The organism is Bacillus cereus group sp. MG20 (assembly GCF_040459885.1).
GTDB lineage: Bacteria > Bacillota > Bacilli > Bacillales > Bacillaceae_G > Bacillus_A > Bacillus_A cereus.
Map to the genome: position 1 here is coordinate 1,270,707 of NZ_JARVHF010000001.1, position 22,266 is coordinate 1,292,972.

A 22,266-nucleotide genomic window follows, 5' to 3' on the forward strand; every position below is an offset into this window, starting at 1 on the left:
CCAGACATACTCTATTGAAAGCTTATTCAGCCTCGTCCAAAAAAATGCTATAATTAACTTTTAGTTAGAAAGGAGTGTTCATTTATGGCATTCGATGGATTATTTACAAGAGCAATTACACATGAAATTGCAAATTCTCTTTACACAGGAAGAATTTCCAAAATATATCAACCTTCAAAGTATGAGATTTTATTACATATTCGAGCAAACGGAAAGAACCAAAAACTAATTCTTTCGTCTCACCCTACATATGCGCGTCTGCACTTAACGAATCAAAACTACGATTCACCAGCAATACCGCCAATGTTTTGTATGCTTCTTCGTAAACATTTAGAAGGTGGGTTTATTGAAAAAATTGAACAAATTGACTTAGAACGTATTATTCAAATTACAGTTCGCAGTCGGAATGAAATTGGAGACGAATCATTAAAAACATTAGTAATCGAAATAATGGGCCGACATAGTAACATTATCTTAGTAGATACGAAAACAAACGTTATTTTAGATAGCTTAAAACACATATCTTTAGCGGTAAACCGCCATCGTACTGTATACGCTGGAGCTGAATATATTGCACCACCAGCACAACATAAAATTAACCCACTTCAGATTGAAACAAATGATGAATTTATTAGACCACTAGACTTTCTATCTGGAAACATGGATAAACAGCTTGTCGGCACCTTTACGGGAATATCCCCGTTATTCGCAAAAGAAGTAGTGAAAAAAGCTGGTATGGTAAATGAAAAAGCATTAGCGGATGCATTTTTCTCCATACAAAAACCATTATTAACTCATACATATTCACCAGCGATGACTACTTCAAATGGGAAAGAATTCTTTTATCTTTTCCCTCTTGCACACTTGCAAGGAGAAGATAAGACGTTCTCATCTGTTAGTGAATTGCTTGATCGTTTCTTTTTCGGAAAAGCAGAGCGCGATCGTGTAAAACAACAAGCTCATGATTTAGAACGCTTTATGCAAAATGAAAAAAATAAAAACGAGAAAAAACTCATTAAACTCGAAAAAACACTGCAAGATGCTGGAAAAGCAGATAAATATCAACTATTTGGAGAGCTACTTACAGCTAATATGTACGCTTTGAAAAAAGGCGATAAAGATATTGAGGTCGTTAATTATTACGATGAAAATGGCGGAACTGTAAAAATCACATTAGATCCTTTAAAAACACCATCCGAAAATGCACAACGCTATTTCCAAAAGTATCAAAAAGCAAAAAATTCAGTTGTTGTTGTAGAAGAACAAATTGAAAAAACCAATGAAGAAATTCTTTATTTTGATAGCTTACTTCAACAAATGGAAGCTGCTTCTTCAAAAGATATTGAAGAAATTCGTGAGGAATTAGCTGAAGAAGGTTATGTGCGCAATCGCAAAACGAAAAACGCAAAGAAAAAGCCTACTAAGCCAGTATTAGATAAATATTTAGCAAGTGATGGCACAGAGATTTTCGTTGGTAAAAACAATAAACAAAATGATTATTTAACAACGAAGTTTGCCCGCCGTGATGAAATTTGGTTACATACGAAAGACATACCTGGCTCTCACGTTGTCATTCGTTCTTTAGAGCCTGCTGAAGAAACTTTACTAGAAGCTGCCAAAATTGCCGCTTATTACAGTAAAGCGAAAGAGTCTAGCTCTGTACCTGTTGATTTCACTAAAATACGCCATGTGAAAAAACCGAGTGGTGCAAAACTTGGTTTTGTTACGTACGACAATCAGCAAACCGTATATGTAACACCAGATGCTGATATTGTAATGAAATTAAAAGCGTAAATACAAAAATGCGTTGCTTATAAGCAACGCATTTTTTATATTCGTTCACACTAGTTCATATACCCATTTACTAATTCATAACATCTTGCTTTTGTCATCTTATATTTCTCTTCTGAAGCTTCTATACGCCTCATCGTTCCGTTATTTGTATCAGTACCAATTGCTTTAACTTTACTTTCTTTTTCTTTAACCCACGCAATTTGTTTCGTTTTTAATGACTGAAACGCATCAGGTGACATCGTACTTTTTAATGTACTGTAAATTTCATTTAGTTTATTATCCCACAGTTCATAATTTCCTTCTATTTCATTTACTATGTCATTATCTGACGCAACATTTGCATGTGTTTCTTGATTTTCTAGAGCAGCTAACTCATTTAAAACCTTAGTTTTGCCTATCGCTGACGAAGTTTCTTTTTTAGGTTGCTTCTCTTCTTTAGATGTAACTTGTGAACTCACACTATTTGCCTTAACCGTTTCTTGATCTTGACTATTATTTTCTCTTGCTACCTTTTCCTGTTTTTGCTCATCTAAATTATATGTAATAACCGATGTTTTTGCATCTACAGCAATTAATCTAGCATTTTCTTTAAAAATATATTTTTTGTCACCACTGTCTTCTTCTTTAACAAAATCAACATTCTTAAAGCCTTGAATTTTCAGAAATTCACTAGCTTCTTCCTTCGTAAGTTTTAAATCGCTAGGTATATGCGATGACCATTTATCTATTAACCATTTTCCATCTTTATAAACGAAAATAAATTCCCATATCTCTGCTTCATTTCCCATATCATTTGAAGGTGTGATAGTCTCAATCGTTAAAATATCTTTTTTCTGTGAATATGTTAATCTCATGTTCGGTTTAATATTAATAGGGAATGGTAACATATCCGTCTCTCTTGATCGATTAAATGTTGCAAGCGACTTAGGAAGCTGATTCTCTACAAACTTTTCTGAAACCAATCCTTTAACTCCTTTTTTAGCTGTCTCTAAATCCCCAGGATTATTTCGGCTCCATCCATTTTCTTTTTCCATCTCACTAAACGCATTTGCTATTCCATCTACACTCTTTCTTACAATCTTTTTCGCTTCTTTTTCTGTCACTTCTGGCGCTTCATCAAGCTGTTCAATCGTTTCATTTACTTGAACTTTGTGTTCGCTTGTTTCACACCCCGTTATAACAAGCATACTAGCGGTCAAACAAAATGACATTACTTTACTTAATTTCTTCATACACTCACATTCCTTAACCCAGTTTTTTTCGTTACATCTCTTTACCTATAAAAAACGTAACAATCCCTTATTATACCAATTAACTTAATTTATTTATACAAAAAATATAATATTTAAATTAAAAAGATTTTCGTTTGCGAGTTTATATTATTGTTCAGTCACATAAAAACTTACTGTAAAAATTTTATATATATTTATTTTACATTCGTCTAGTTTTTTTGACACACAGCTACCCTCTTCTCTTTTATTCTAAATAAATATACTGGCACAATTCTTGCTTTATTAATGTAAAAAGGAGGAATTAAAATGAATGTAAGAATAACTAACATCCAAAAACAACTACATAATTACGGAATCGACGGGTTACTTATTACAAAAAAAGAAAACCGTCAATACGCAACAAACTTTACAGGTAGCGCAGGCGTTGTCTTAATCGCTGCGCATAAAGCTATTTTCATTACTGATTTCCGTTACGTAGATCAAGCAAAAACGGAAATAAAAGCAGCAGAAATTATTATGCATAAAGGAAATTTAGAAGAAGAAGTTGCAAATCAAGTATCAAAATTAAACATTCAAAAACTTGGTATAGAAGACAATAATATGACTTTGCAACAATTTAAGAAACTACAAAAATATATACATACAGAAATGGTTCCAGTGTGTGAGATCATTGAAGATATTCGACTTATTAAAGACACATCTGAAATAGAAACAATGAAAATCGCAGCTACAATCGCTGACGAAGCATTTCACCATATTGTTACATTTCTAAAGCCTGGAATAAGCGAGACTGACGTTCGAGATGAGTTAGAATTTTTCATGCGAAAAAAAGGGGCTACATCTTCTTCATTCCAAATCATTGTAGCCTCAGGCGTTCGTTCTTCACTTCCCCATGGAGTTGCATCAAATAAAATAATCGAACGAGGCGATATCGTTACATTAGACTTCGGTGCACTTTACGACGGATATTGTTCCGATATAACACGTACCGTAGCAATCGGGGAACCATCGGAAGAATTCCAAAAAATATACAATGTTGTACGAGAAGCGTTAAAGCGTGGGACTGAAGCAATTAAGCCTGGAGAAACTGCGAAAAGTATCGATGATATAACGAGGAATTACATTACAGAACATGGATACGGTCAATACTTTGGCCACTCTACCGGGCACGGTCTTGGGTTAGAAATACATGAACCACTTCGCCTATCCCAAGAAAGCAAGGCAACTTTACAAGAAGGTATGGTTGTTACAGTTGAGCCGGGCATTTACATACCGAACTGGGGCGGTTGTAGAATCGAAGATGATATTGTCATCACCAAAGATGGTTATGACGTTATTACAAAATCAAATAGAGAACTAATTATAATCCCTTGTTAATATTATGAAGGTTTAAACAAAACTTTTTTTGCACATAGAATTCCTTCTCTGGAGTATTCATTTAAAGAGGGGGAATTTTAATTGAATTTTGTAATTGATAAATTGGAGGGTTTACATGTAGAATTTTCAAAGCTTGTTTCCATGATGAATTACGCTCGCTATACAACAATGCAAGCAGTGGAAAGTTTAACAATTGAAGAACTTGATTATTTATATGATAAGGAAGCAAATTCAATTGGCATGTTATTGTATCATATGGCTGCTATTGAATTTTACTACCAGATTCATACTTTTGAAGACCGTGAACCAACGGAGGCTGAATTAGAACGCTGGTTACCTGGCATTGAATTAGGCGATCTTGGACCTGAGAAAATAAAAGGAAACGCTATAGAATTTTACATAAATACATTACAAGAAGTACGTTCCAAAACAATCGAGACTTTTCAATCGTTACCTGATGAATGGTTATTTAAAACGACAGACTTTTGGTATGACAAACCAGCAAATAACTATTTTAAGTGGTTTCACGTTTTTGAAGATGAAATCAATCATCGTGGACAAATTCGTTTAATTAAAAAGATGCAAAAAGCTCATGCAGTAAAATGAGGAAATGCCACCGAATAAGGTGGCATTTTCTTTTATTCATTAACGAATAGCTTTTCGTTTACTATTTTAGTGACTACCACTACCAACATTAAAATGCATATTAAATATAGCATTTTCGCAATAAACAACCACCCTTGAAACATTACAATTCCATCTATTATCTCATTTCCTTTCCATAACAAAAACGGAATTGTACTGATTATAATGACAAATTCGATGCTGAAAACCATTTTCTTTTTCGACTATATGCTTTCCATTCATTCCAGCGATACATAGGAGCAAAAATCAATACTCCTATACATAATATAACTGGTACCCATTCACTGTTAAGAAATTGTCCTGAAATAACTGATAATAGTAAACAAACTAGCACACCATAATATCCTATTTTTTCTCTCATTCGTACTCCCCCATTCTACTTCTCCTTTAATATGTAACTTGCTATACTTATAACAATTCTTAGAAAAATAACAACTATAATTACAAGATAAAGACCGTTTGCAGAAGACATCCATTCTTGAAAAATAGACATTTTCTCCATTTGTTTCTGACCCTCTATTAAAATAACCCCTGCGAACAATGAGCATACAACGATGATACCTATCATAATTCCGATACTTTTTACTGTATTGTTTCATACCATCCCAGTTATATAAAAGTATAAATACAAACCCGAAAACAGGTATAATACTTATCCATTCATTGTTTGTAAATAGCTTTAAAATGATTAATAGACTACAAGTTATGATAAATCCCAAAAATCCAATTTTTTTGTGCATAAGCCCTCCTCGAATTCCATTTTTAGGATTAATTGTATTGTAACATCCATTTTTTATCCTTACCATTGCAGTACATGAAATTTTACCTTTTTTTCTGTTTCTTATACTCACATACTTTCCCTACTTTCATACAATAAACTACACGATTGCCTAAGGATGTGAATGTTATGGGAGTTGAATTAACGCTATTACACGCTCTCTATGTTATTTGTTTACTCACTATTATTACCTTTTTTATTCTCCGGAAAGATACTACAATTATTTGTATCGTTTTTATCTTTTTATTAGCATTAACTGCTACAAGTTCTATCCCTCTTGCCGTTAGCAGCATTTTTCAAAGTTTTATTTACGCCATTACTGAGCTATTACCAACTATATTAATCATTTCTATTATCGTATCGATGAGTAACCTACTCGTTCATACCGGTATAAATGATACAATGATTTCACCATTTACAAAGATGATCCGTACCCCTACCCTCGCCTACTGGATTATTGGCCTTTTGATGATGACAATTTCTTTCTTCTTTTGGCCTTCTCCCGCTGTCGCCTTAATGGGAGCTATTTTATTACCGGTTGCTGTACGTGTCGGTCTTCCTCCAATTGGAGTAGCAATTGCTATGAACTTATTCGGTCATGGGATTGCTTTATCCGGCGACTTCGTTATACAAGGCGCACCAAAATTAACCGCAGACGCTGCTGATCTCCCTGTTTCCAGCGTCGTATCTGCAAGTGTTCCACTCGTTATCGTTATGGGCGTTGTGACAACTTCCGTCGCTTTTTTCTTCTTACGAAAAGAGTTTCATACAGGCTTAGCTATACAAGAATCTATTCTATCAACTGAGTCTTCTAAAACGCTCACTTCATTATCTCCTCGCACAAAGAAATGGCTCGCTATTTGTATCCCTATCGTATATATCATTGATATCCTTTGCATGATTCAATTTCAACTACAAGGAAGCGACGCAACTGCACTTATCGGCGGAACAACTGTTATTATGATTATCATCATTTCTCTCATCGCCTACAAAGGTAATGGACTGAATAAAACGACCGATTATTTCATAGAAGGGCTCCAATTTGGCTTTAAAATTTTCGGACCAGTTATTCCTATCGCTGCACTCTTTTATTTAGGAGATAGTGGCTTTGTGAAAATTATCGGAGACTATTTACCGAAAGGTTCACACGGAATCATTAACGACTTAGGCATCGCTTTATCTCAAACTGTTCCTTTAAATCAATATGTATCGGCAGGGACATTAACCATCGTGGGTGTCATTACCGGCTTAGATGGATCAGGTTTTTCAGGTATATCACTTGCTGGTTCCATTGCCAATCTTTTTGGAACAGCACTTGGCCATGGCACAGCTACATTAACAGCACTCGGGCAAATTGCAGCTATATGGACCGGGGGCGGGACGTTAATTCCTTGGGCACTTATTCCTGCTGCTGCGATTTGTAAAGTCGATCCATTTGAACTTGCACGCCGAAACTTTTTACCGGTTGTTATCGGTTTAATTGTCACCACGATCGTTGCGATGTTTATCCTATAACGTAAGCAAGTGTTCTCTTGCTTACGTTTTTTGCTTGTAAAATTCATCATGAATTATCAGTTTTCAAGAGGGATTCGTTATTACTTAGCGAAATTATATTAGGAGAGTAATTATTTCAAAACGTTTACGAGAAACAGATTACTGCAATTAGAAAAGGGGACATACCTATGAATGAATTGATTTTCGTCTTATTAATTTGTCCATTATTTATCTTTATCGTATCTGTTATTGGAACACGCAAAACGAAAACGTATTACGTAATGCCGATTGTAACGTTTGCTAGTTTTTTAATAATAGGTGTTATCGCCTTTACTCCAAAATTTTTCTTTTGGGTTGGCATGTACAGCATCTTCTCGTTTATCGTTTCTTATATGACGCTATTGTTTGTGAAAGGATATGAGGTTGCTGAAAACGCTAAATAGTTGTTAACAAGGAGACAGCAATATGATTTTCTTTGATATTGATGGAACTTTACTTGATTATGAGGCTGCTGAAAGAAATGGTATTATAGATTTTTTTCAAGTATATAATACTATTTTTTCAGGCAATGAATTAGAGGCAACGAAAGTCTGGCATGAATTATCAGAAGAATATTTCAACAAATTTTTATCCAGGGAATTATCTTTTCAAGAACAACAAGTAATGCGAATGTATCATTTATTTAAGTAAACCTATCCCCAAAAGAATCTCAGCATAGATTCAATCAATATATAGAACTATATAAGAACAACTGGACCGCGTTTGAAGATGTACACTATACATTACAGAACTTGCAGCAAGGCGGTCACTCATTAGGTATCATTAGTAATGGTAACTATGAACAACAAGTCGAAAAATTAACTGCCCTAAACATTTTAAATGTATATTTACTTCTAGTGAACTTGGTATATCGAAACCAGATCCTGAAATTTTTCACAGAACCGTATTACAATCGAACCTTGAAATGAAAGATTGCTATTATATTGGCGATCGATTAGAGACTGATGCGATTAGTAGTACAGCAGCTGGGATGCAAGGGATATGGTTAAATCGAGATAACTCACAACTCAAGTACGATATTCCTACTATCTGTTCTTTACATGAAGTTTTAACAATAATATAAAAAACGACCGCGTTCCCCTGCGGTCGTTTTTTTCATGTTACGCTGTGATCCAAGCTTCGTTAGCTGGATTTTTACGCCACTCTTGTAATTTTTTCGTTTCAGCTTGTCCGATCATACCTTTTTCTGCTGCAACTTCAGTTAATGCACTGTAATCACTTAAAGAATATGATGCTACGTTAGCTGCTTCTAGCTTTTCTTTTCCTGCTTCTAGCTCGTATGTGAAGATTGATACGATTCCTAATACTTCACAGCCAGCTTCGCGAAGTGCTTCTACACATGTAATTGCACTTCCGCCAGTTGAAATTAAGTCTTCTACTACTACAACTTTTTGACCTTTTTCAGCTTTTCCTTCAATTTGATTCCCTTTACCGTGGCCTTTTGCTTTACTACGTACGTAGCACATTGGTAAATCCATACGATCGCTTACCCATGCAGCGTGCGCAATACCAGCAGTTGCTGTTCCTGCAATAACTTCTACAGTTGGGAAATGCTCTTTAATTAACTCTTCTAATCCAGCTGCAATCGCTTGACGTACTTTTGGATAAGATAAAGTTAAACGGTTATCACAATAAATTGGTGATTTCATACCTGAAGACCATGTGAATGGATCATTCGGTTGTAAAAATACTGCTCCAATTTCTAATAAATGCGATGCGATTTCTTTTTTCATACTGTTACACCTTCCCACTGTTGTTTTACTGTTTTATACGCTTCAAGCGGATTTTCTGCTTTTGTAATGCTACGTCCAACTACGATGTAGCTTGAGCCAAGTTCCCTCGCACGTTTCGGTGTTGCTACGCGCACCTGGTCATTTACATCATCGCTTGCAAGACGAATCCCCGGTGTTACTGTTACAAATTCATTTCCGCATACTTCACGTAATTTTGGAACTTCAAGCGTTGAGCAAACAACGCCATCAAGTCCACTTTCTTTCGTTAGTTTTGCATAATGAGCAACCGCTTCTTCTAACGTCTTCTCAATGCCGATCTCTTTTTTCATCATAGCTTCCGAAGTGCTTGTTAGTTGTGTAACTGCAATGCAAATCGGTCTCTCTTTTCCTTCTTGCTTACCTTCCTCTAATCCCTCAATCGCAGCTTTCATCATGCTGCTTCCCCCAGCAGCATGAACATTTACCATATCAACATCTAGACTAGCTAGGCTACGCATAGCGCTTTTTACTGTATTCGGAATATCATGAAGTTTTAAATCTAGAAAAATCTTATGTCCTTTTTCTTTTAAGTACGTAATAATTGCAGGGCCTTCTTTGTAAAATAACTCCATACCAACTTTGACAAATAACTCTTCCCCTTCAAAGTGGCACAAGAATTGTTCTACATCTTGTTTCCCTGGAAAATCTAGTGCAACGATTAACGACTGTGACATGTTTGCTTCCAGCTCCTTCCTTGACATTCCGAAATGTGATCAAATCCTAATTCATCTAGTAATGCTGGTAACTCTTCAATAATTGTCGGACATACGAACGGATCGATAAAGTTCGCTGTACCTACTGCAACTGCGCTTGCGCCAGCGTAGAAGAATTCAATTACATCTTCCGCTGTTTCAATACCACCCATTCCGATAATTGGAATGTTAACCGCTTGGCTTACTTCATGTACCATACGAATTGCTACTGGCTTAATCGCAGGACCTGATAATCCGCCTGTACGGTTTGCTAAAATTGGTTTAGCTGTTTTTAAATCTAAACGCATACCAAGCAATGTATTAATCATCGTTAAACCATCTGCACCTGCATTTTCAATCGCTTTTGCAATTTCCACTATGTTTGCCACGTTCGGTGACAACTTCACGTATACAGGTACTTCAGAAACCTCTTTTACTCGCTTCGTTAAATCAGCAGCAATTTCAGGATTTGTACCAAAGGCGATACCACCTGTTTTTACGTTCGGACAAGAAATATTTAATTCTAGTGCATGGACATTAGGCGCTTTAGAAATTTCCTTTGCAACCGCTACGTAATCCTCAGCTTGTGAGCCTGCAACGTTCGCAATGATTGGAAGGTCAAATTGTTCTAACCATGGTAATTCAGAATTCATTACTTTTTCTAACCCTGGGTTTTGAAGTCCGATCGCATTTAACATGCCGCCCGGTGTTTCAGCAACACGAGGTGTTGGATTTCCATAGCGTGGTTGTTCTGTCGTCGCTTTAATCATGATTGATCCTAGTACACTTAAATCGTAAAACTGTGCATATTCACGACCAAATCCAAAGCATCCAGATGCCGGTATAATTGGATTTTTTAATGATAATCCTGGTAATTCAACTTGCAATCTGTTCATAGTACAACCTCCCCGATTGGAAATACTGGTCCGTCGCTACACACCTTCTTGTAAGAATGTCCACTTGGATCTTCTTGTAAGTGGCATACACATGCGAAACAAGCTCCAATACCGCAGCCCATACGTTCTTCTAATGAAATATAGGCTTTTTTCTCTTTGTAACGTCCTTCTAATGCACGAAGCATCGCTAACGGACCACATGAATAAAGAATATCAAAGTCAATTCCGTAATTATCAATTACATCTGTGACAAATCCTTTTGTACCGTGTGTACCATCTACTGTCGCAACGTACGTATCACCAAGTTCTGCAAATTTTTCTTCATAGAAAACTACATCTTTCGTTTGAAAACCTAAGATGTGAATTACACGTACACCTTTTGCAACGAGGCGCTGTGATAGTTCATAAAGTGGTGGTACACCAATCCCCCCGCCTACTAGTAAAGCTGTTTGACCAGGTTCTGCTTCTTCTACAGGAAAACCGTGTCCTAGTGGTCCTAGTACGTCTACCATTTCACCTTGTTTTCTAGTTGCTAATGTTTTTGTCCCTTGTCCTTCCGCACGATATAGCATTGTAAATTCGTTCTTCTCTTGATCTACATTACAAATACTAATCGGGCGGCGCAGAAGGGGCGCAATGCCCTCTGCTACCTTAATGTGTACAAACTGCCCTGGTTCGTTCATTTGCTGTACTAAAGTTCCTTGAAGCACTAACTCGTAAATGTTTTTTGCGATTTCTTTTTGATTAACGACGATCATATTTTGCTTTTGCATCATGCATGTACCACCTCGTGACGCTTTGTTTGCGTAATTTCTTTCATTGAATGAGCTGAGAATGTCATAGATTCTAATACTCGTAAGATTGCTCTTGTTGTATCAAGTGATGTTAAGCAAGCCACACCATTTTCTACTGATTCACGGCGAATGCGGAAACCATCACGCGCTGGTTGTTTACCTTTTGTTAATGTGTTAATTACAAACTGTGCTTTTCCTTGACGGATAATATCTAGTAAGTTGTAGTCTTCAGAATCAATTTTGTTTACAACTTGTACTGGGATATTTTGCTCTTCTAATGATTGTGCTGTTCCAGCTGTTGCTAATAAGTTATAGCCGATTTCGTGGAAACGTTTTGCAATTTCCATCGCCTCTTCTTTATCTTTATCCGCTACAGTAATGATTACTGATCCGTGCGTTGGGATGTTAATTCCTGAAGCAACTAATCCTTTATATAATGCTTTTTCAAGCGTTAAGTCTTTACCCATTACTTCCCCTGTTGATTTCATTTCAGGTCCTAATGTTGTATCAACTGAACGTAGTTTCGCGAATGAGAATACCGGAGCTTTTACATATACTTCTTTCTCTTCTGGGTGATAGCCCGTTCCGTATCCTTGCTCTACTAGGTCTTGCCCTAAAATAACTTTCGTTGCAACATTCGCCATCGGTACGCCTGTAATTTTACTTAAGAACGGTACTGTACGGCTTGCACGTGGGTTTACTTCAATTACGTACACTTGATCTTTGAATACTACAAACTGGATATTTAGTAATCCAACAATGTTTAATCCTTTTCCAAGTGCAATTGTATGTTCAATGATTTGTTCTTTTAGTTTTTCAGATAAACTTTGTGGTGGATATACTCCAATTGAGTCACCAGAGTGAACTCCAGCGCGTTCAATATGTTCCATAATACCTGGAATGAATACATTCTCACCATCTGAAATTGCATCTACTTCAATTTCTTTACCAACCATGTAACGGTCGATTAATACTGGGTGATCTGCATGAACTTTAACTGCATTTTTCATGTAGTGCAGCAGTTCTTCTTGACGATATACGATTTCCATCGCACGTCCACCTAGTACGTAAGATGGTCTTACTAATACTGGATAACCAATTTCTTCTGCGATTGCTACCGCTTGTTCTACAGTCGTTGCTGTTTTACCAACTGGTTGCGGGATACCAAGTTTTGTTAAAGCAGCTTCAAATTTATCACGATCTTCTGCACGGTCTAAGTCTTCAAGTGATGTTCCTAAGATTTTCACACCGTGAGCCTCTAATTTCGCCGCTAAGTTAATTGCCGTTTGTCCACCGAACTGAACAATAACGCCTTCTGGTTTTTCTAAATCAATGATGTGCATTACATCTTCGATTGTTAATGGTTCAAAGTATAATTTGTCAGAAATACTGAAGTCTGTTGAAACTGTTTCTGGATTGTTATTAACAATGATTGCCTCATATCCAGCTTCTTTAATTGCCCATACAGAGTGAACTGTTGCATAGTCAAACTCAACCCCTTGACCGATACGGATTGGACCAGACCCTAGTACAACAACACTCTTACGATCTGTTATCACCGATTCATTCTCATCACCATATGTGCTGTAGTAGTATGGTGTTGCAGATTCAAACTCTGCCGCACAAGTATCTACCATTTTATAAACAGGAGTTATATTGCTTTCTTTACGCATATCGTAAATTTCACGCTCCGTTTTGTTCCAAGCAGCTGCAATGTAGTGATCACTGAAGCCCATTTCTTTCGCAGCTTGTAGTACTTCCATATTTCCTACATTCGCTTTTACTTCGCGTTCCATATTTACGATGTTTTCAATTTTTTGTAAGAAGAAGAAGTCCATTTCACACCATTCGTTGATTTCTTCTTTCGTTACACCTTGACGAATTGCTTCTGCTACAATAAACAGTCGCTCATCGTCTGCTTTAATAATGCGTTTTTTCATTGTTTCTTTATCAAGTTCTTTTAAGTGGTCTAATTCTAAGTGATAAATGCCAAGCTCTAAAGAACGAACCGCTTTTAATAATGATTGCTCTAAGTTACGTCCAATTGACATAACTTCACCAGTTGCCTTCATTTGTGTACCAAGTGTTCTGTTTGCTGATTCAAACTTATCAAATGGCCAGCGTGGAATTTTTGAAACAACATAGTCTAATGCTGGCTCGAAGCAAGCGTAAGTTTTTTGTGTTACTGGGTTTATGATTTCATCTAATGTTAAGCCGACTGCAATTTTCGCTGCTAATTTTGCAATTGGATATCCAGTCGCTTTAGATGCTAGTGCAGATGAACGACTTACACGTGGGTTTACTTCGATTACATAGTATTGGAAGCTATGTGGATCTAGTGCAAGCTGAACGTTACATCCACCTTCAATTCCTAATGCACGAATAATTCGTAATGAAGTGTTTCGTAACATTTGATATTCACGGTCGCTTAATGTTTGGCTTGGTGCTACTACGATAGAATCACCTGTGTGAACCCCAACTGGATCGATGTTTTCCATGTTACATACTACAATCGCGTTATCATTCGAATCACGCATTACTTCATATTCAATTTCCTTACAACCAGCAATGCTCTTTTCTAATAAACATTGTGTTACTGGACTATGTTTTAATCCACCGGATACGATTTCAATTAGTTCTTCTTCATTACTACAAATTCCGCCACCTGTTCCTCCCATTGTAAATGCTGGGCGAACAATAACTGGATAACCAATTTCTTTTACAAATTCATGTGCTTCTTCCAGCGTATGAATGATCGTACTAGATGGAATTGGTTCATTTAAATCCTGCATTAATGTACGGAATAAATCACGATCCTCCGCTTGCTCGATGGCTGATAATTTCGTTCCTAAAATTTCAACTCCGCATTCTTCAAGTATGCCTGATTTCGCAAGTTCAACAGCCATATTTAACCCTGTTTGACCACCTAATGTTGGTAAGATTGCATCTGGACGTTCTTTACGAATAATACGGCTTACGAATTCTAATGTTAATGGTTCGATATATACTTTATCTGCTGTTGCAGTATCTGTCATAATTGTTGCTGGGTTAGAGTTAACAAGGATTACTTTGTAACCTTCTTCTCTTAGAGATTGACAAGCTTGTGTACCAGAGTAGTCAAACTCCGCTGCTTGCCCAATTACAATTGGTCCTGATCCGATTACTAAAATTGTGTTAATGTCTAGGCGTTTTGGCATAACTCTTCCCCTTCTTTCTTGAAGTTTTCAATCATTGCTAAGAAATCTTCGAATAAATCATTTGCATCTTCAGGTCCTGCTGAAGCTTCTGGATGGTATTGTACTGTAAATGCTGGGAACTTCTTATGACGAAGACCTTCTACTGTTCCATCATTTAAAGCAACATGTGTAATTTCAAGCTCTGTATTTTCAACTGATTCTTCTTCTACTGCGTAACCATGGTTTTGAGATGTAATTGCTACTTTTCCAGTTGCAAGATTTTTTACTGGATGGTTTAAACCACGGTGACCGAATTTCAACTTACTTGTATTTGCACCAGATGCTAGAGCGAACAATTGATGTCCTAGGCAAATTCCGAATAAAGGAACTTTACCGATAATGTCTTTTAACATTTCAATTGCTTCTGGTACATCTTTTGGATCCCCAGGTCCGTTACTTAACATAATTCCATCTGGGCTAAGGCGTAAAATTTCTTCTGCTGTTGTGTTGTAAGGAACTACAATTACATCACAGTCACGCTTATTTAATTCTCGTAAAATACCATGTTTCATTCCGAAGTCTACAAGTACAACTCGGTGTCCGCGTCCTGGACTTGGGTATGGATCTTTCGTTGATACGCGTTTCACATGATCTGTAAATACTGTCGCTTTTAATTGGCTCACGATGTATTCTACATCTGCATCCATGTTACAAAGGCGTCCGCGTAATGTACCGTATTGACGAATTTTTCTCGTTAATTTTCTCGTATCAATTCCTGCTAATCCCGGGATGTTTCTTTCTTTTAAGTAATCATTTAACGAAATTTCATTACGGAAGTTTGATGGATGATCACAAATTTCGTTTACGATTAAACCATTTACAGATGGGTGAATCGATTCGAAATCGTCACGGTTAATGCCGTAGTTTCCGATTAATGGGTACGTGAATGTTACGATTTGACCGCAATATGATGGATCAGATAATGTTTCTTGATATCCAGTCATTCCTGTTGTAAATACAACCTCACCTGACTTTTCGATTTCTCCTCCGAAACCTTTTCCAATTAATACTGTTCCATCTTCTAAGATAAGTTGTCTTTTCATACTAATGCACTCTCCTTTTGCCATGCGATCTTACCACCAACGATTGTCATTACCGGCCATCCTTGGCATTTCCAACCTGCGAATGGTGTATTTTTTCCTTTTGATAAGAATGTTGTTGGATCAATCTCTTCTTCTTGTTCTAAATCAATGATTGTAATATCAGCTGTTCTACCTTCTTTCAGGCGACCTGCTTCTAAGCCGAATGTATCAGCTGGCTTTTCTGTTAAATATTGAATTAATTGTTCTAGCGTAATAACTCCTTTTTTCACAAGGTTTGTGTATAGAAGCGGGAATGCTGTTTCAAAACCAGTAATTCCGAATGGTGCTCTTTCAATTCCTTGTGCTTTCTCTTCCGCTGTATGCGGTGCATGGTCAGTTGCGATCATATCGATCGTTCCATCTAATAAACCTTCAATTAATGCTGCATGGTCTTCTTTTCCACGAAGCGGTGGGTTCATTTTAAAATTAGGATCAGCTGATGGGATATCATCTTCACATAACACTAGGTGATGTGGTGTTACTTCTGCTGTTACTTTAATTCCAGCGCGTTTCGCATCACGGATTACACGTACTGAACCTTTCGTACTTACGTGACATACGTGATAGTGACAATCTGCTGCTTCCGCAAGCAATATATCCCTTGCAATATGTACAGATTCACATACTGATGGGATACCGTTTAATCCGTGTTTCTCAGAAAACTTCCCTTCATGTACACAACCTTTATTAATAAGCGTATTCTCTTCACAGTGCGCAACTACTGCCATATCTAATTTTGCTGCACGTTTCATAGCCGCTAACATCATGCTCGCATCTTGTACGCCTACGCCGTCATCTGTGAAAGCAAATGCTCCAAGTTCTTTTAATGTTTCGAAATCTGTCATTTCAGAACCAGCTTGACGTACTGTAATTGCTCCGTATGGTAGTACGTTGACATGTGCTTTTTCTTTAATACGATTTTGCAAGTCTTCCATATGTTCTCTGCAATCTGGTACTGGACGTGTATTTGGCATTGCACAAATTGTAGTGAATCCACCTTTTGCCGCTGCTAGTGTACCTGTTTCAATTGTTTCTTTATGTTCACCACCTGGTTCACGAAGATGTACGTGTACATCTACTAATCCAGGTGCGATTAACTTTCCGTTCACATCGATTACTTCAGCATTATCTGCCGTAATATTTTCTGCTACCTTAGCGATTTTACCGTCTTGTACGAGAAGATCTGTTGCTACAATTTTTCCTTCTTCATTCATATAACGACCATTTTTAAACAAGTAATTCATGTTTCATTCCTCCTAATACATTTGGTAAGGCGCGTTTTAGTACAGCCATTCTTACGTAAACTCCATTTTCCATTTGTTTAAATATGCGTGAACGCTCACACTCAACAAGTTCACTTGCAATTTCAACATCACGGTTTACGGGAGCTGGATGCATAATAATGCTTCCTTCTTTCATACGCTGTTCTCTTTCTACTGTTAATCCGTGTTTCTCATGATATTCTTTCATAATGTCTGTTTCATAATGATCATGACGCTCATGTTGTACACGGAGTAACATCATTACATCCACTTCTGGAACAAGTTCATCTAATGGTTTGTATGTTCCAAATGTGTTGTCTTCACCTTTCCACTCTTCTGGACTTGCAAAGTAAATTGTTGCACCAAGCTTCGTTAATGCTTCTGCATTAGAACGTGCTACTCGGCTATGACGAACATCTCCTACTATTGCAATCTTCAAACCTTCAAATCTTCCAAACTCTTGTTTAATTGTAAGAAGGTCGAGTAGGCACTGTGTTGGGTGGTTTCCACATCCATCTCCAGCGTTTAAGATCGGGATATTCACCTGATCTTTTAGTTCATCGAAGTAGCGATCTTGCTCATGGCGGATGACCACTGCTTTTGTTCCGATTGATTCTAGTGTTCTTATCGTATCGTATAAAGTTTCTCCTTTTTGTACGCTAGATGCATCAGCTGAAAAGTTTAAAACATCTAGTCCTAATCTCTTCTCAGCAACTTCAAAGCTAAATCTCGTTCTCGTACTATTCTCAAAGAACAAGTTTGCAACAAAAGTTTGCTCTGTCGTTTTGCTCTCTTTTCCATTCGCAAAATCTTCTGCGTCTTTTAGGATTTCTGAAATTTCTACTTCCGATAATTCACTCATCGTTAACAAATGGCTCATCGTCATCCCTCATCTTTCTGATTTTTATGTTACCACTTTTGTATTTTTATAACAACCTTTGCATAAAAATACCCTAGTCATGTAAGACTAGGGTGCAAGGAAGAAGCCACCCTTTTCTGTCTCACAGGACTGAATTAAAAGGTTATTTTTATGAAGCAATCTGCTTAGATTGTTTTGTATGTTTTTCTTGTTTTGTTTCTGGTAGTAGTAGATTTAACAGTACACCTACAATTGCTGCAAGCGCCATTCCTTCGACTTGGAATGAATCCCCTACGTGAAGTACCGCTCCACCAATACCGATTACTAGTATTACTGATGCAATCATTAAGTTTCGTTTGTCACTTAAATCTGTTTTATCATCTACCATCATGCGTAATCCGCTTGATGCGATTACACCGAATAGTAAGATTGATACCCCGCCCATAACTGGTGTTGGGATCGAATGAATCAGTGCAGAAATCTTACCGATAAATCCGAACATGATTGCGAATACTGCTGAACCGATGAATAAGTATACACTGTATGCTCTCGTAATTGCTAGCACACCGATGTTTTCACCATACGTTGTATTCGGTGGCCCACCGATTAGTGATGCAATTAATGTTGCTACTCCGTCACCGAAGATCGAACGGTGTAAACCTGGTTTTTCAATTAAATCTCTTTTAATAACATTTCCAAGTACAATTTGATGTCCGATATGTTCTGATATTGTTACTAGTGCAACTGGTACCATCAAGAGTACAATCTTCCATGAAAACTCTGGTGTGTATGTTACAAATGGTACTGTGAAATCTGGTACAACAAACCATTTTGCCTCAGCCACCGGCTTTAAGTCTACTAGCCCTTGGAAGTAAGCGAAGATATATCCGCCGATAATGCCAAGTAACACTGGTATGATACTGAAAAATCCTCTTCCGAATATCGAGCAAATGATTGTAATTGCTAATGTTACTAATGCTACTGAAAAATGTGTAAAGCTGTATTTGCCATCCGCACCGTTCATCGCCATGTTAACTGCTGTATGTGCTAAAGCTAGACCGATTACCATTACTACTGGACCAACTACGATTGGTGGTAGTAGTTTCATAATCCACTCTGATCCTGATTTCTTAATTCCGAGTGAGATTAAGATGTACACAAGCCCTGCTAGCAAACCACCAAGCATTGCTGCTCCCGGCCCACCTGCCGTTTTCGCTGTTATAATCGGTGCGATAAAGGCGAATGATGATCCTAAATATGCTGGTACTTGACCTTTCGTTATAAGAAGAAACGCTATCGTTCCTAATCCACTTGATATTAATGCTACTGATGGATTCAATCCTGTTAAAAACGGAACAAGCACTGTTGATCCAAACATCGCGAACAAATGTTGTATACTTAAAAATAACCATTTTCCCGGTTTCGGTACTTCATTAACGTCTAACACTGGCTTTTGTTCCATTGTTACATCCTCCTTCAGTTTAAATCTTTGCAATAAAAAAACTCTTTGTGCCTGTGCACAAAGAGTCCTATACTTTCGTATGCCAAATTTGACATATGAAAGCCAAGACCCTTTGGCAGCCTCACAGGACTACATTTAAAAGGGCTTTACTTATCGTATATGCTTACTCGATCTTGTTGATCTGTCTCTTGCAAATCAACTTCGATACGCTCTTCACTTGATGTTGGAATGTTCTTTCCTACATAATCAGCGCGAATTGGTAATTCACGATGACCTCTATCAACAAGAACTGCCAATTGAATTTGAGATGGTCTACCTAAATCCATAAGAGCATCCATTGCTGCTCGAACTGTTCTTCCTGTATATAATACGTCATCAACGAGGATAACTTTTTTCTTCGTAATATCTACAGGGATATCAGAACCTTTTACAAGTGGTTCTTTATTTTTGGATTGTAGTGTTAAATCATCACGATATAACGTAATGTCTAACTCTCCAACTTCCATTTCTTTTCCTTCAATTTGACCAATTCGTTCTGCCAAACGTTGTGCAATAAAAATTCCACGAGTTTTAATTCCGACAAGAACACAATTATCGACACCTTTATTTCGTTCCACGATTTCATGACTAATTCGTGTTAAAGCGCGGCGAATCATTTGGTCATCTAAAACGACAGCTTTCTCTTGCATGCTCTACACCTCCAAGCTTTTTTTCTTGCGTGAGAGTAATGGTATAAAAAAAGTCCTCTCAGCGTGTGCGAGAGGACTTTTGAAAAAAGGGTACAACATACCCTAAGTATTTCAAACCGTTACCTTCTCAACCTCACGGGGCTGTGTTAAAGGATCATTATTTAACTGTTGTCAGTATCTCAGTTTTCTTATGATTTGTCAATACTATTTTCGTAAAATATTTAATGCGTCTTCAAACACTTCTGGAATCGGTGCCTCAAACTGAATATATTCACCAGTACGAGGATGATCAAAGCCTAAAATACCCGCATGAAGTGCTTGTCCATTCATATCTAATGTTTTCTTCGGACCATACTTCGGATCTCCTGCAAGTGGATAGCCAATATATTTCATATGAACACGAATTTGGTGCGTACGTCCCGTTTCTAAGCGACATTCTACAAGTGTAAAGTCTTTAAAACGTTCTAACACTTGGAAGTGCGTAACAGCGTTCTTACCATTTTCATCAACTGTCATACTTTGACGCTCTTTCTTATCACGACCAATTGGTGCATCGATAGTTCCCTTATCATGCGGAATCACACCGTGTACAATCGCTTTGTAACGTCTCGTTACTGTTTTGGCTACAAGCTGATTTACAAGCGATTCATGTGCCATATCATTTTTAGCAACCATTAATAGTCCAGATGTATCTTTATCAATACGATGCACGATACCTGGACGCATTACACCGTTAATGCCTGATAAGTCTGTACAATGGTGCATAAGGCCGTTTACAAGTGTACCACTTGTATGCCCTGGTGCTGGATGTACAACCATGCCACGTGGCTTATTTACAACAAGCACATCTGCATCTTCATAATAAATTTCTAAATTTAAATCCTCTGGTTGAATATCTAGCGCTTCTGGCTCAGGAATCGTTACTGTAATTTCATCTTCTTCTTTTACTTTATAATTCACTTTTACTGCTTTCCCGTTCACTGTCACAACATCATCTTTAATCCATTGCTGTACTTGTGAACGTGACCATTCGTTATTTATCCCTGTAACGAATTTATCAATTCGCTCGTTTTTTTGCTCTGCTGCAACTGTTACTTGTACTACTTCACTCATTCAATTACTCCTTCGCTTTCTTGCCTTCTAATAATGTTTGAATAATAATTAATACAACACCAATACATAATGCTGAATCAGCTATATTGAATACTGGATAGTTGTACGAGAAAATATACACGTGAATGAAATCCACTACTTCTTGTCTAAATACACGATCAATAAAGTTACCAATTGCCCCGCCCAAAATTAGACCTAACGAAATACCTAGAAGCTTGTCTGTTTTCGCATACTTTTTCATATAAAATACGATAAACACTACAAAAACAACTGTAATAATGTAGAAGAACCACATTTTATTTTCTAAAATACCCCAAGCAGCGCCTCTATTTCGATGTGATGTTATGTATAATACATTGTCGATAATCGGAATACTCGTACCCAATTCCATGTTCTTTACAATTAACCACTTCGATATTTGATCGATAGCAATGACAAATAACGCTATTACATAATATATCATTTTCATTTCCCCCACAAAGACAGTGTACCTCAAAATTTTAGCATAGCTGCTACCTTTTCACAATGAACCTTTATAGAAGAATAAAATAAATTAAAAAAAGGTAATATAATATCGTTGTGCGTATTCATACATTTACCTTTTCATAGAAGAATTCATGAATCGTACGAGCAGTCGGCATTGTCTTCATTTGCTTTGTCGAAATTAATCTCCCCGTCTCTTCACAAATACCGTACATGTCTATTTCCATTTTAAATAATGCGCGTTCTACATCCTTTAAATCCTCTTTTATATCATGTAATAGCAATTTTTTCTTTATCTCTTCCTTAATTTCATATCCAAGCTCTTGGCTGAACTCGACATCATATTTGTGCATTACTTCTTTAGCTAGTCTCTCTTGCAACTCTTTTCTCATCAATTGCAATTCTTCTTTTATTTCCATGTAAATCTCATTCACGTGTACATTCCTCCTAGCTGTAATGTACAGTTAGTGTGTCCGAAATTTATTTGCTTACCTCACACACATTTTTCCTTCACAGGAAAGAGTCTGAAAAGTTTTTTTGATATGC

19 protein-coding genes and 3 pseudogenes are annotated in these 22,266 nt (G+C 37.0%); 6 read left to right on the forward strand and 16 right to left on the reverse strand.

Translation table 11 applies throughout. From position 1 onward, the window contains the following. Positions 1 to 84 precede the first annotated feature (84 nt). Complete coding sequence (locus QCI81_RS06320; RefSeq protein WP_000863271.1) at positions 85 to 1,794, forward strand: Rqc2 family fibronectin-binding protein; 1,710 nt, start codon at positions 85 to 87, stop codon at positions 1,792 to 1,794. Positions 1,795 to 1,844: 50 nt separating this feature from the next. On the opposite strand, the gene QCI81_RS06325 is transcribed toward QCI81_RS06320, so the two are convergent. After that, positions 1,845 to 3,026 carry a lysozyme inhibitor LprI family protein gene (locus tag QCI81_RS06325; protein WP_071729795.1) on the reverse strand — a complete coding sequence of 394 codons (1,182 nt, stop codon included), beginning with the start codon at positions 3,024 to 3,026 and terminating at the stop codon, positions 1,845 to 1,847. 306 nt (positions 3,027 to 3,332) lie between these two features. Here QCI81_RS06325 and QCI81_RS06330 point away from each other — a divergent pair, with 306 nt between their 5' ends. Together QCI81_RS06330 and QCI81_RS06335 are read left to right on the forward strand one after the other, a co-directional pair. Then, positions 3,333 to 4,403: a M24 family metallopeptidase gene (locus tag QCI81_RS06330; protein WP_001102865.1), complete on the forward strand. Its 1,071-nt coding sequence runs from the start codon at positions 3,333 to 3,335 to the stop codon at positions 4,401 to 4,403. Between the two features lie 81 nt (positions 4,404 to 4,484). Then, positions 4,485 to 5,009, forward strand: coding sequence for a DinB family protein (locus QCI81_RS06335; RefSeq protein ID WP_071729792.1), 525 nt, complete (start codon positions 4,485 to 4,487; stop codon positions 5,007 to 5,009). 32 nt (positions 5,010 to 5,041) lie between these two features. Here QCI81_RS06335 and QCI81_RS06340 read toward each other — a convergent pair. Both QCI81_RS06340 and QCI81_RS06345 read right to left on the reverse strand, forming a co-directional pair. Continuing rightward, positions 5,042 to 5,409, reverse strand: a pseudogene (locus QCI81_RS06340) (YoqO family protein). 15 nt (positions 5,410 to 5,424) lie between these two features. Beyond that, positions 5,425 to 5,788, reverse strand: a pseudogene (locus QCI81_RS06345) (YoqO family protein). Positions 5,789 to 5,955: 167 nt separating this feature from the next. Here QCI81_RS06345 and QCI81_RS06350 point away from each other — a divergent pair. The 3 genes and pseudogenes from QCI81_RS06350 to QCI81_RS27160 all read left to right on the forward strand — a co-directional run bounded on the left by QCI81_RS06350 (position 5,956) and on the right by QCI81_RS27160 (position 8,443). Then, positions 5,956 to 7,341, forward strand: coding sequence for a hypothetical protein (locus tag QCI81_RS06350; protein ID WP_071729790.1), 1,386 nt, complete (start codon positions 5,956 to 5,958; stop codon positions 7,339 to 7,341). Positions 7,342 to 7,508: 167 nt separating this feature from the next. Continuing rightward, complete coding sequence (locus tag QCI81_RS06355) at positions 7,509 to 7,763, forward strand: YbeF family protein (RefSeq protein ID WP_001003915.1); 255 nt, start codon at positions 7,509 to 7,511, stop codon at positions 7,761 to 7,763. Between the two features lie 22 nt (positions 7,764 to 7,785). Beyond that, positions 7,786 to 8,443: pseudogene (locus tag QCI81_RS27160) on the forward strand (HAD family hydrolase). Positions 8,444 to 8,480: 37 nt separating this feature from the next. On the opposite strand, the gene pyrE reads toward QCI81_RS27160, so the two are convergent. The 13 genes from pyrE to QCI81_RS06430 form a co-directional block, all read right to left on the reverse strand. Then, positions 8,481 to 9,113 carry an orotate phosphoribosyltransferase gene (gene pyrE / locus QCI81_RS06370; RefSeq protein ID WP_000711449.1) on the reverse strand — a complete coding sequence of 211 codons (633 nt, stop codon included), beginning with the start codon at positions 9,111 to 9,113 and terminating at the stop codon, positions 8,481 to 8,483. Next, positions 9,110 to 9,826: an orotidine-5'-phosphate decarboxylase gene (pyrF, locus tag QCI81_RS06375; RefSeq protein ID WP_071729788.1), complete on the reverse strand. Its 717-nt coding sequence runs from the start codon at positions 9,824 to 9,826 to the stop codon at positions 9,110 to 9,112. Before pyrF ends, pyrE begins: the two co-directional genes overlap by 4 nt. Next, positions 9,811 to 10,740 (reverse strand): dihydroorotate oxidase B catalytic subunit, encoded by a 930-nt coding sequence (gene pyrD, locus QCI81_RS06380; RefSeq protein ID WP_001081057.1) that lies wholly within the window; start codon positions 10,738 to 10,740, stop codon positions 9,811 to 9,813. Before pyrD ends, pyrF begins: the two co-directional genes overlap by 16 nt. Further along, entirely contained in the window at positions 10,737 to 11,516 is a 780-nt protein-coding gene (gene pyrK / locus QCI81_RS06385) for a dihydroorotate oxidase B electron transfer subunit (RefSeq protein ID WP_071729787.1), read from the reverse strand. The genes pyrD and pyrK overlap by 4 nt, the downstream gene beginning before the upstream one ends. After that, positions 11,513 to 14,731 carry a carbamoyl-phosphate synthase large subunit gene (gene carB / locus QCI81_RS06390; protein ID WP_001126128.1) on the reverse strand — a complete coding sequence of 1,073 codons (3,219 nt, stop codon included), beginning with the start codon at positions 14,729 to 14,731 and terminating at the stop codon, positions 11,513 to 11,515. The genes pyrK and carB overlap by 4 nt, the downstream gene beginning before the upstream one ends. Next, complete coding sequence (locus QCI81_RS06395; RefSeq protein ID WP_000828670.1) at positions 14,716 to 15,813, reverse strand: carbamoyl phosphate synthase small subunit; 1,098 nt, start codon at positions 15,811 to 15,813, stop codon at positions 14,716 to 14,718. Before QCI81_RS06395 ends, carB begins: the two co-directional genes overlap by 16 nt. Beyond that, positions 15,810 to 17,096: a dihydroorotase gene (pyrC, locus tag QCI81_RS06400; RefSeq protein WP_001108371.1), complete on the reverse strand. Its 1,287-nt coding sequence runs from the start codon at positions 17,094 to 17,096 to the stop codon at positions 15,810 to 15,812. Before pyrC ends, QCI81_RS06395 begins: the two co-directional genes overlap by 4 nt. Continuing rightward, a complete protein-coding gene (gene pyrB / locus QCI81_RS06405; protein WP_071729785.1) occupies positions 17,080 to 17,994 on the reverse strand; it encodes an aspartate carbamoyltransferase in 915 nt (304 codons plus the stop codon). Before pyrB ends, pyrC begins: the two co-directional genes overlap by 17 nt. A 148-nt stretch (positions 17,995 to 18,142) precedes the next feature. Continuing rightward, positions 18,143 to 19,435: a uracil permease gene (gene uraA, locus QCI81_RS06410; protein ID WP_071729783.1), complete on the reverse strand. Its 1,293-nt coding sequence runs from the start codon at positions 19,433 to 19,435 to the stop codon at positions 18,143 to 18,145. A 146-nt stretch (positions 19,436 to 19,581) separates the two neighbouring features. Beyond that, a complete protein-coding gene (pyrR, locus tag QCI81_RS06415; protein ID WP_001156491.1) occupies positions 19,582 to 20,124 on the reverse strand; it encodes a bifunctional pyrimidine operon transcriptional regulator/uracil phosphoribosyltransferase in 543 nt (180 codons plus the stop codon). 204 nt (positions 20,125 to 20,328) lie between these two features. Continuing rightward, positions 20,329 to 21,237 (reverse strand): RluA family pseudouridine synthase, encoded by a 909-nt coding sequence (locus QCI81_RS06420; protein WP_000005832.1) that lies wholly within the window; start codon positions 21,235 to 21,237, stop codon positions 20,329 to 20,331. Between the two features lie 4 nt (positions 21,238 to 21,241). Then, positions 21,242 to 21,700 (reverse strand): lipoprotein signal peptidase LspA, encoded by a 459-nt coding sequence (gene lspA, locus QCI81_RS06425; RefSeq protein WP_000642180.1) that lies wholly within the window; start codon positions 21,698 to 21,700, stop codon positions 21,242 to 21,244. 124 nt (positions 21,701 to 21,824) lie between these two features. Next, entirely contained in the window at positions 21,825 to 22,154 is a 330-nt protein-coding gene (locus QCI81_RS06430) for a TraR/DksA C4-type zinc finger protein (protein ID WP_001002956.1), read from the reverse strand. Between the last annotated feature and the right edge of the window lie 112 nt (positions 22,155 to 22,266).

Excerpts from the sequence above, each read along its gene's own strand:
- QCI81_RS06320 (WP_000863271.1), top strand. The coding sequence starts at position 85 with ATGGCATTCGATGGATTATTTACAAGAGCAATTACACATGAAATTGCA.
- QCI81_RS06325 (WP_071729795.1), bottom strand. The coding sequence starts at position 3,026 with ATGAAGAAATTAAGTAAAGTAATGTCATTTTGTTTGACCGCTAGTATG.
- QCI81_RS06330 (WP_001102865.1), top strand. The coding sequence starts at position 3,333 with ATGAATGTAAGAATAACTAACATCCAAAAACAACTACATAATTACGGA.
- QCI81_RS06350 (WP_071729790.1), top strand. The coding sequence starts at position 5,956 with ATGGGAGTTGAATTAACGCTATTACACGCTCTCTATGTTATTTGTTTA.
- QCI81_RS06355 (WP_001003915.1), top strand. The coding sequence starts at position 7,509 with ATGAATGAATTGATTTTCGTCTTATTAATTTGTCCATTATTTATCTTT.
- pyrE (WP_000711449.1), bottom strand. The coding sequence starts at position 9,113 with ATGAAAAAAGAAATCGCATCGCATTTATTAGAAATTGGAGCAGTATTT.
- pyrF (WP_071729788.1), bottom strand. The coding sequence starts at position 9,826 with ATGTCACAGTCGTTAATCGTTGCACTAGATTTTCCAGGGAAACAAGAT.
- pyrD (WP_001081057.1), bottom strand. The coding sequence starts at position 10,740 with ATGAACAGATTGCAAGTTGAATTACCAGGATTATCATTAAAAAATCCA.
- pyrK (WP_071729787.1), bottom strand. The coding sequence starts at position 11,516 with ATGATGCAAAAGCAAAATATGATCGTCGTTAATCAAAAAGAAATCGCA.
- carB (WP_001126128.1), bottom strand. The coding sequence starts at position 14,731 with ATGCCAAAACGCCTAGACATTAACACAATTTTAGTAATCGGATCAGGA.
- QCI81_RS06395 (WP_000828670.1), bottom strand. The coding sequence starts at position 15,813 with ATGAAAAGACAACTTATCTTAGAAGATGGAACAGTATTAATTGGAAAA.
- pyrC (WP_001108371.1), bottom strand. The coding sequence starts at position 17,096 with ATGAATTACTTGTTTAAAAATGGTCGTTATATGAATGAAGAAGGAAAA.
- pyrB (WP_071729785.1), bottom strand. The coding sequence starts at position 17,994 with ATGAGCCATTTGTTAACGATGAGTGAATTATCGGAAGTAGAAATTTCA.
- uraA (WP_071729783.1), bottom strand. The coding sequence starts at position 19,435 with ATGGAACAAAAGCCAGTGTTAGACGTTAATGAAGTACCGAAACCGGGA.
- pyrR (WP_001156491.1), bottom strand. The coding sequence starts at position 20,124 with ATGCAAGAGAAAGCTGTCGTTTTAGATGACCAAATGATTCGCCGCGCT.
- QCI81_RS06420 (WP_000005832.1), bottom strand. The coding sequence starts at position 21,237 with ATGAGTGAAGTAGTACAAGTAACAGTTGCAGCAGAGCAAAAAAACGAG.
- lspA (WP_000642180.1), bottom strand. The coding sequence starts at position 21,700 with ATGATATATTATGTAATAGCGTTATTTGTCATTGCTATCGATCAAATA.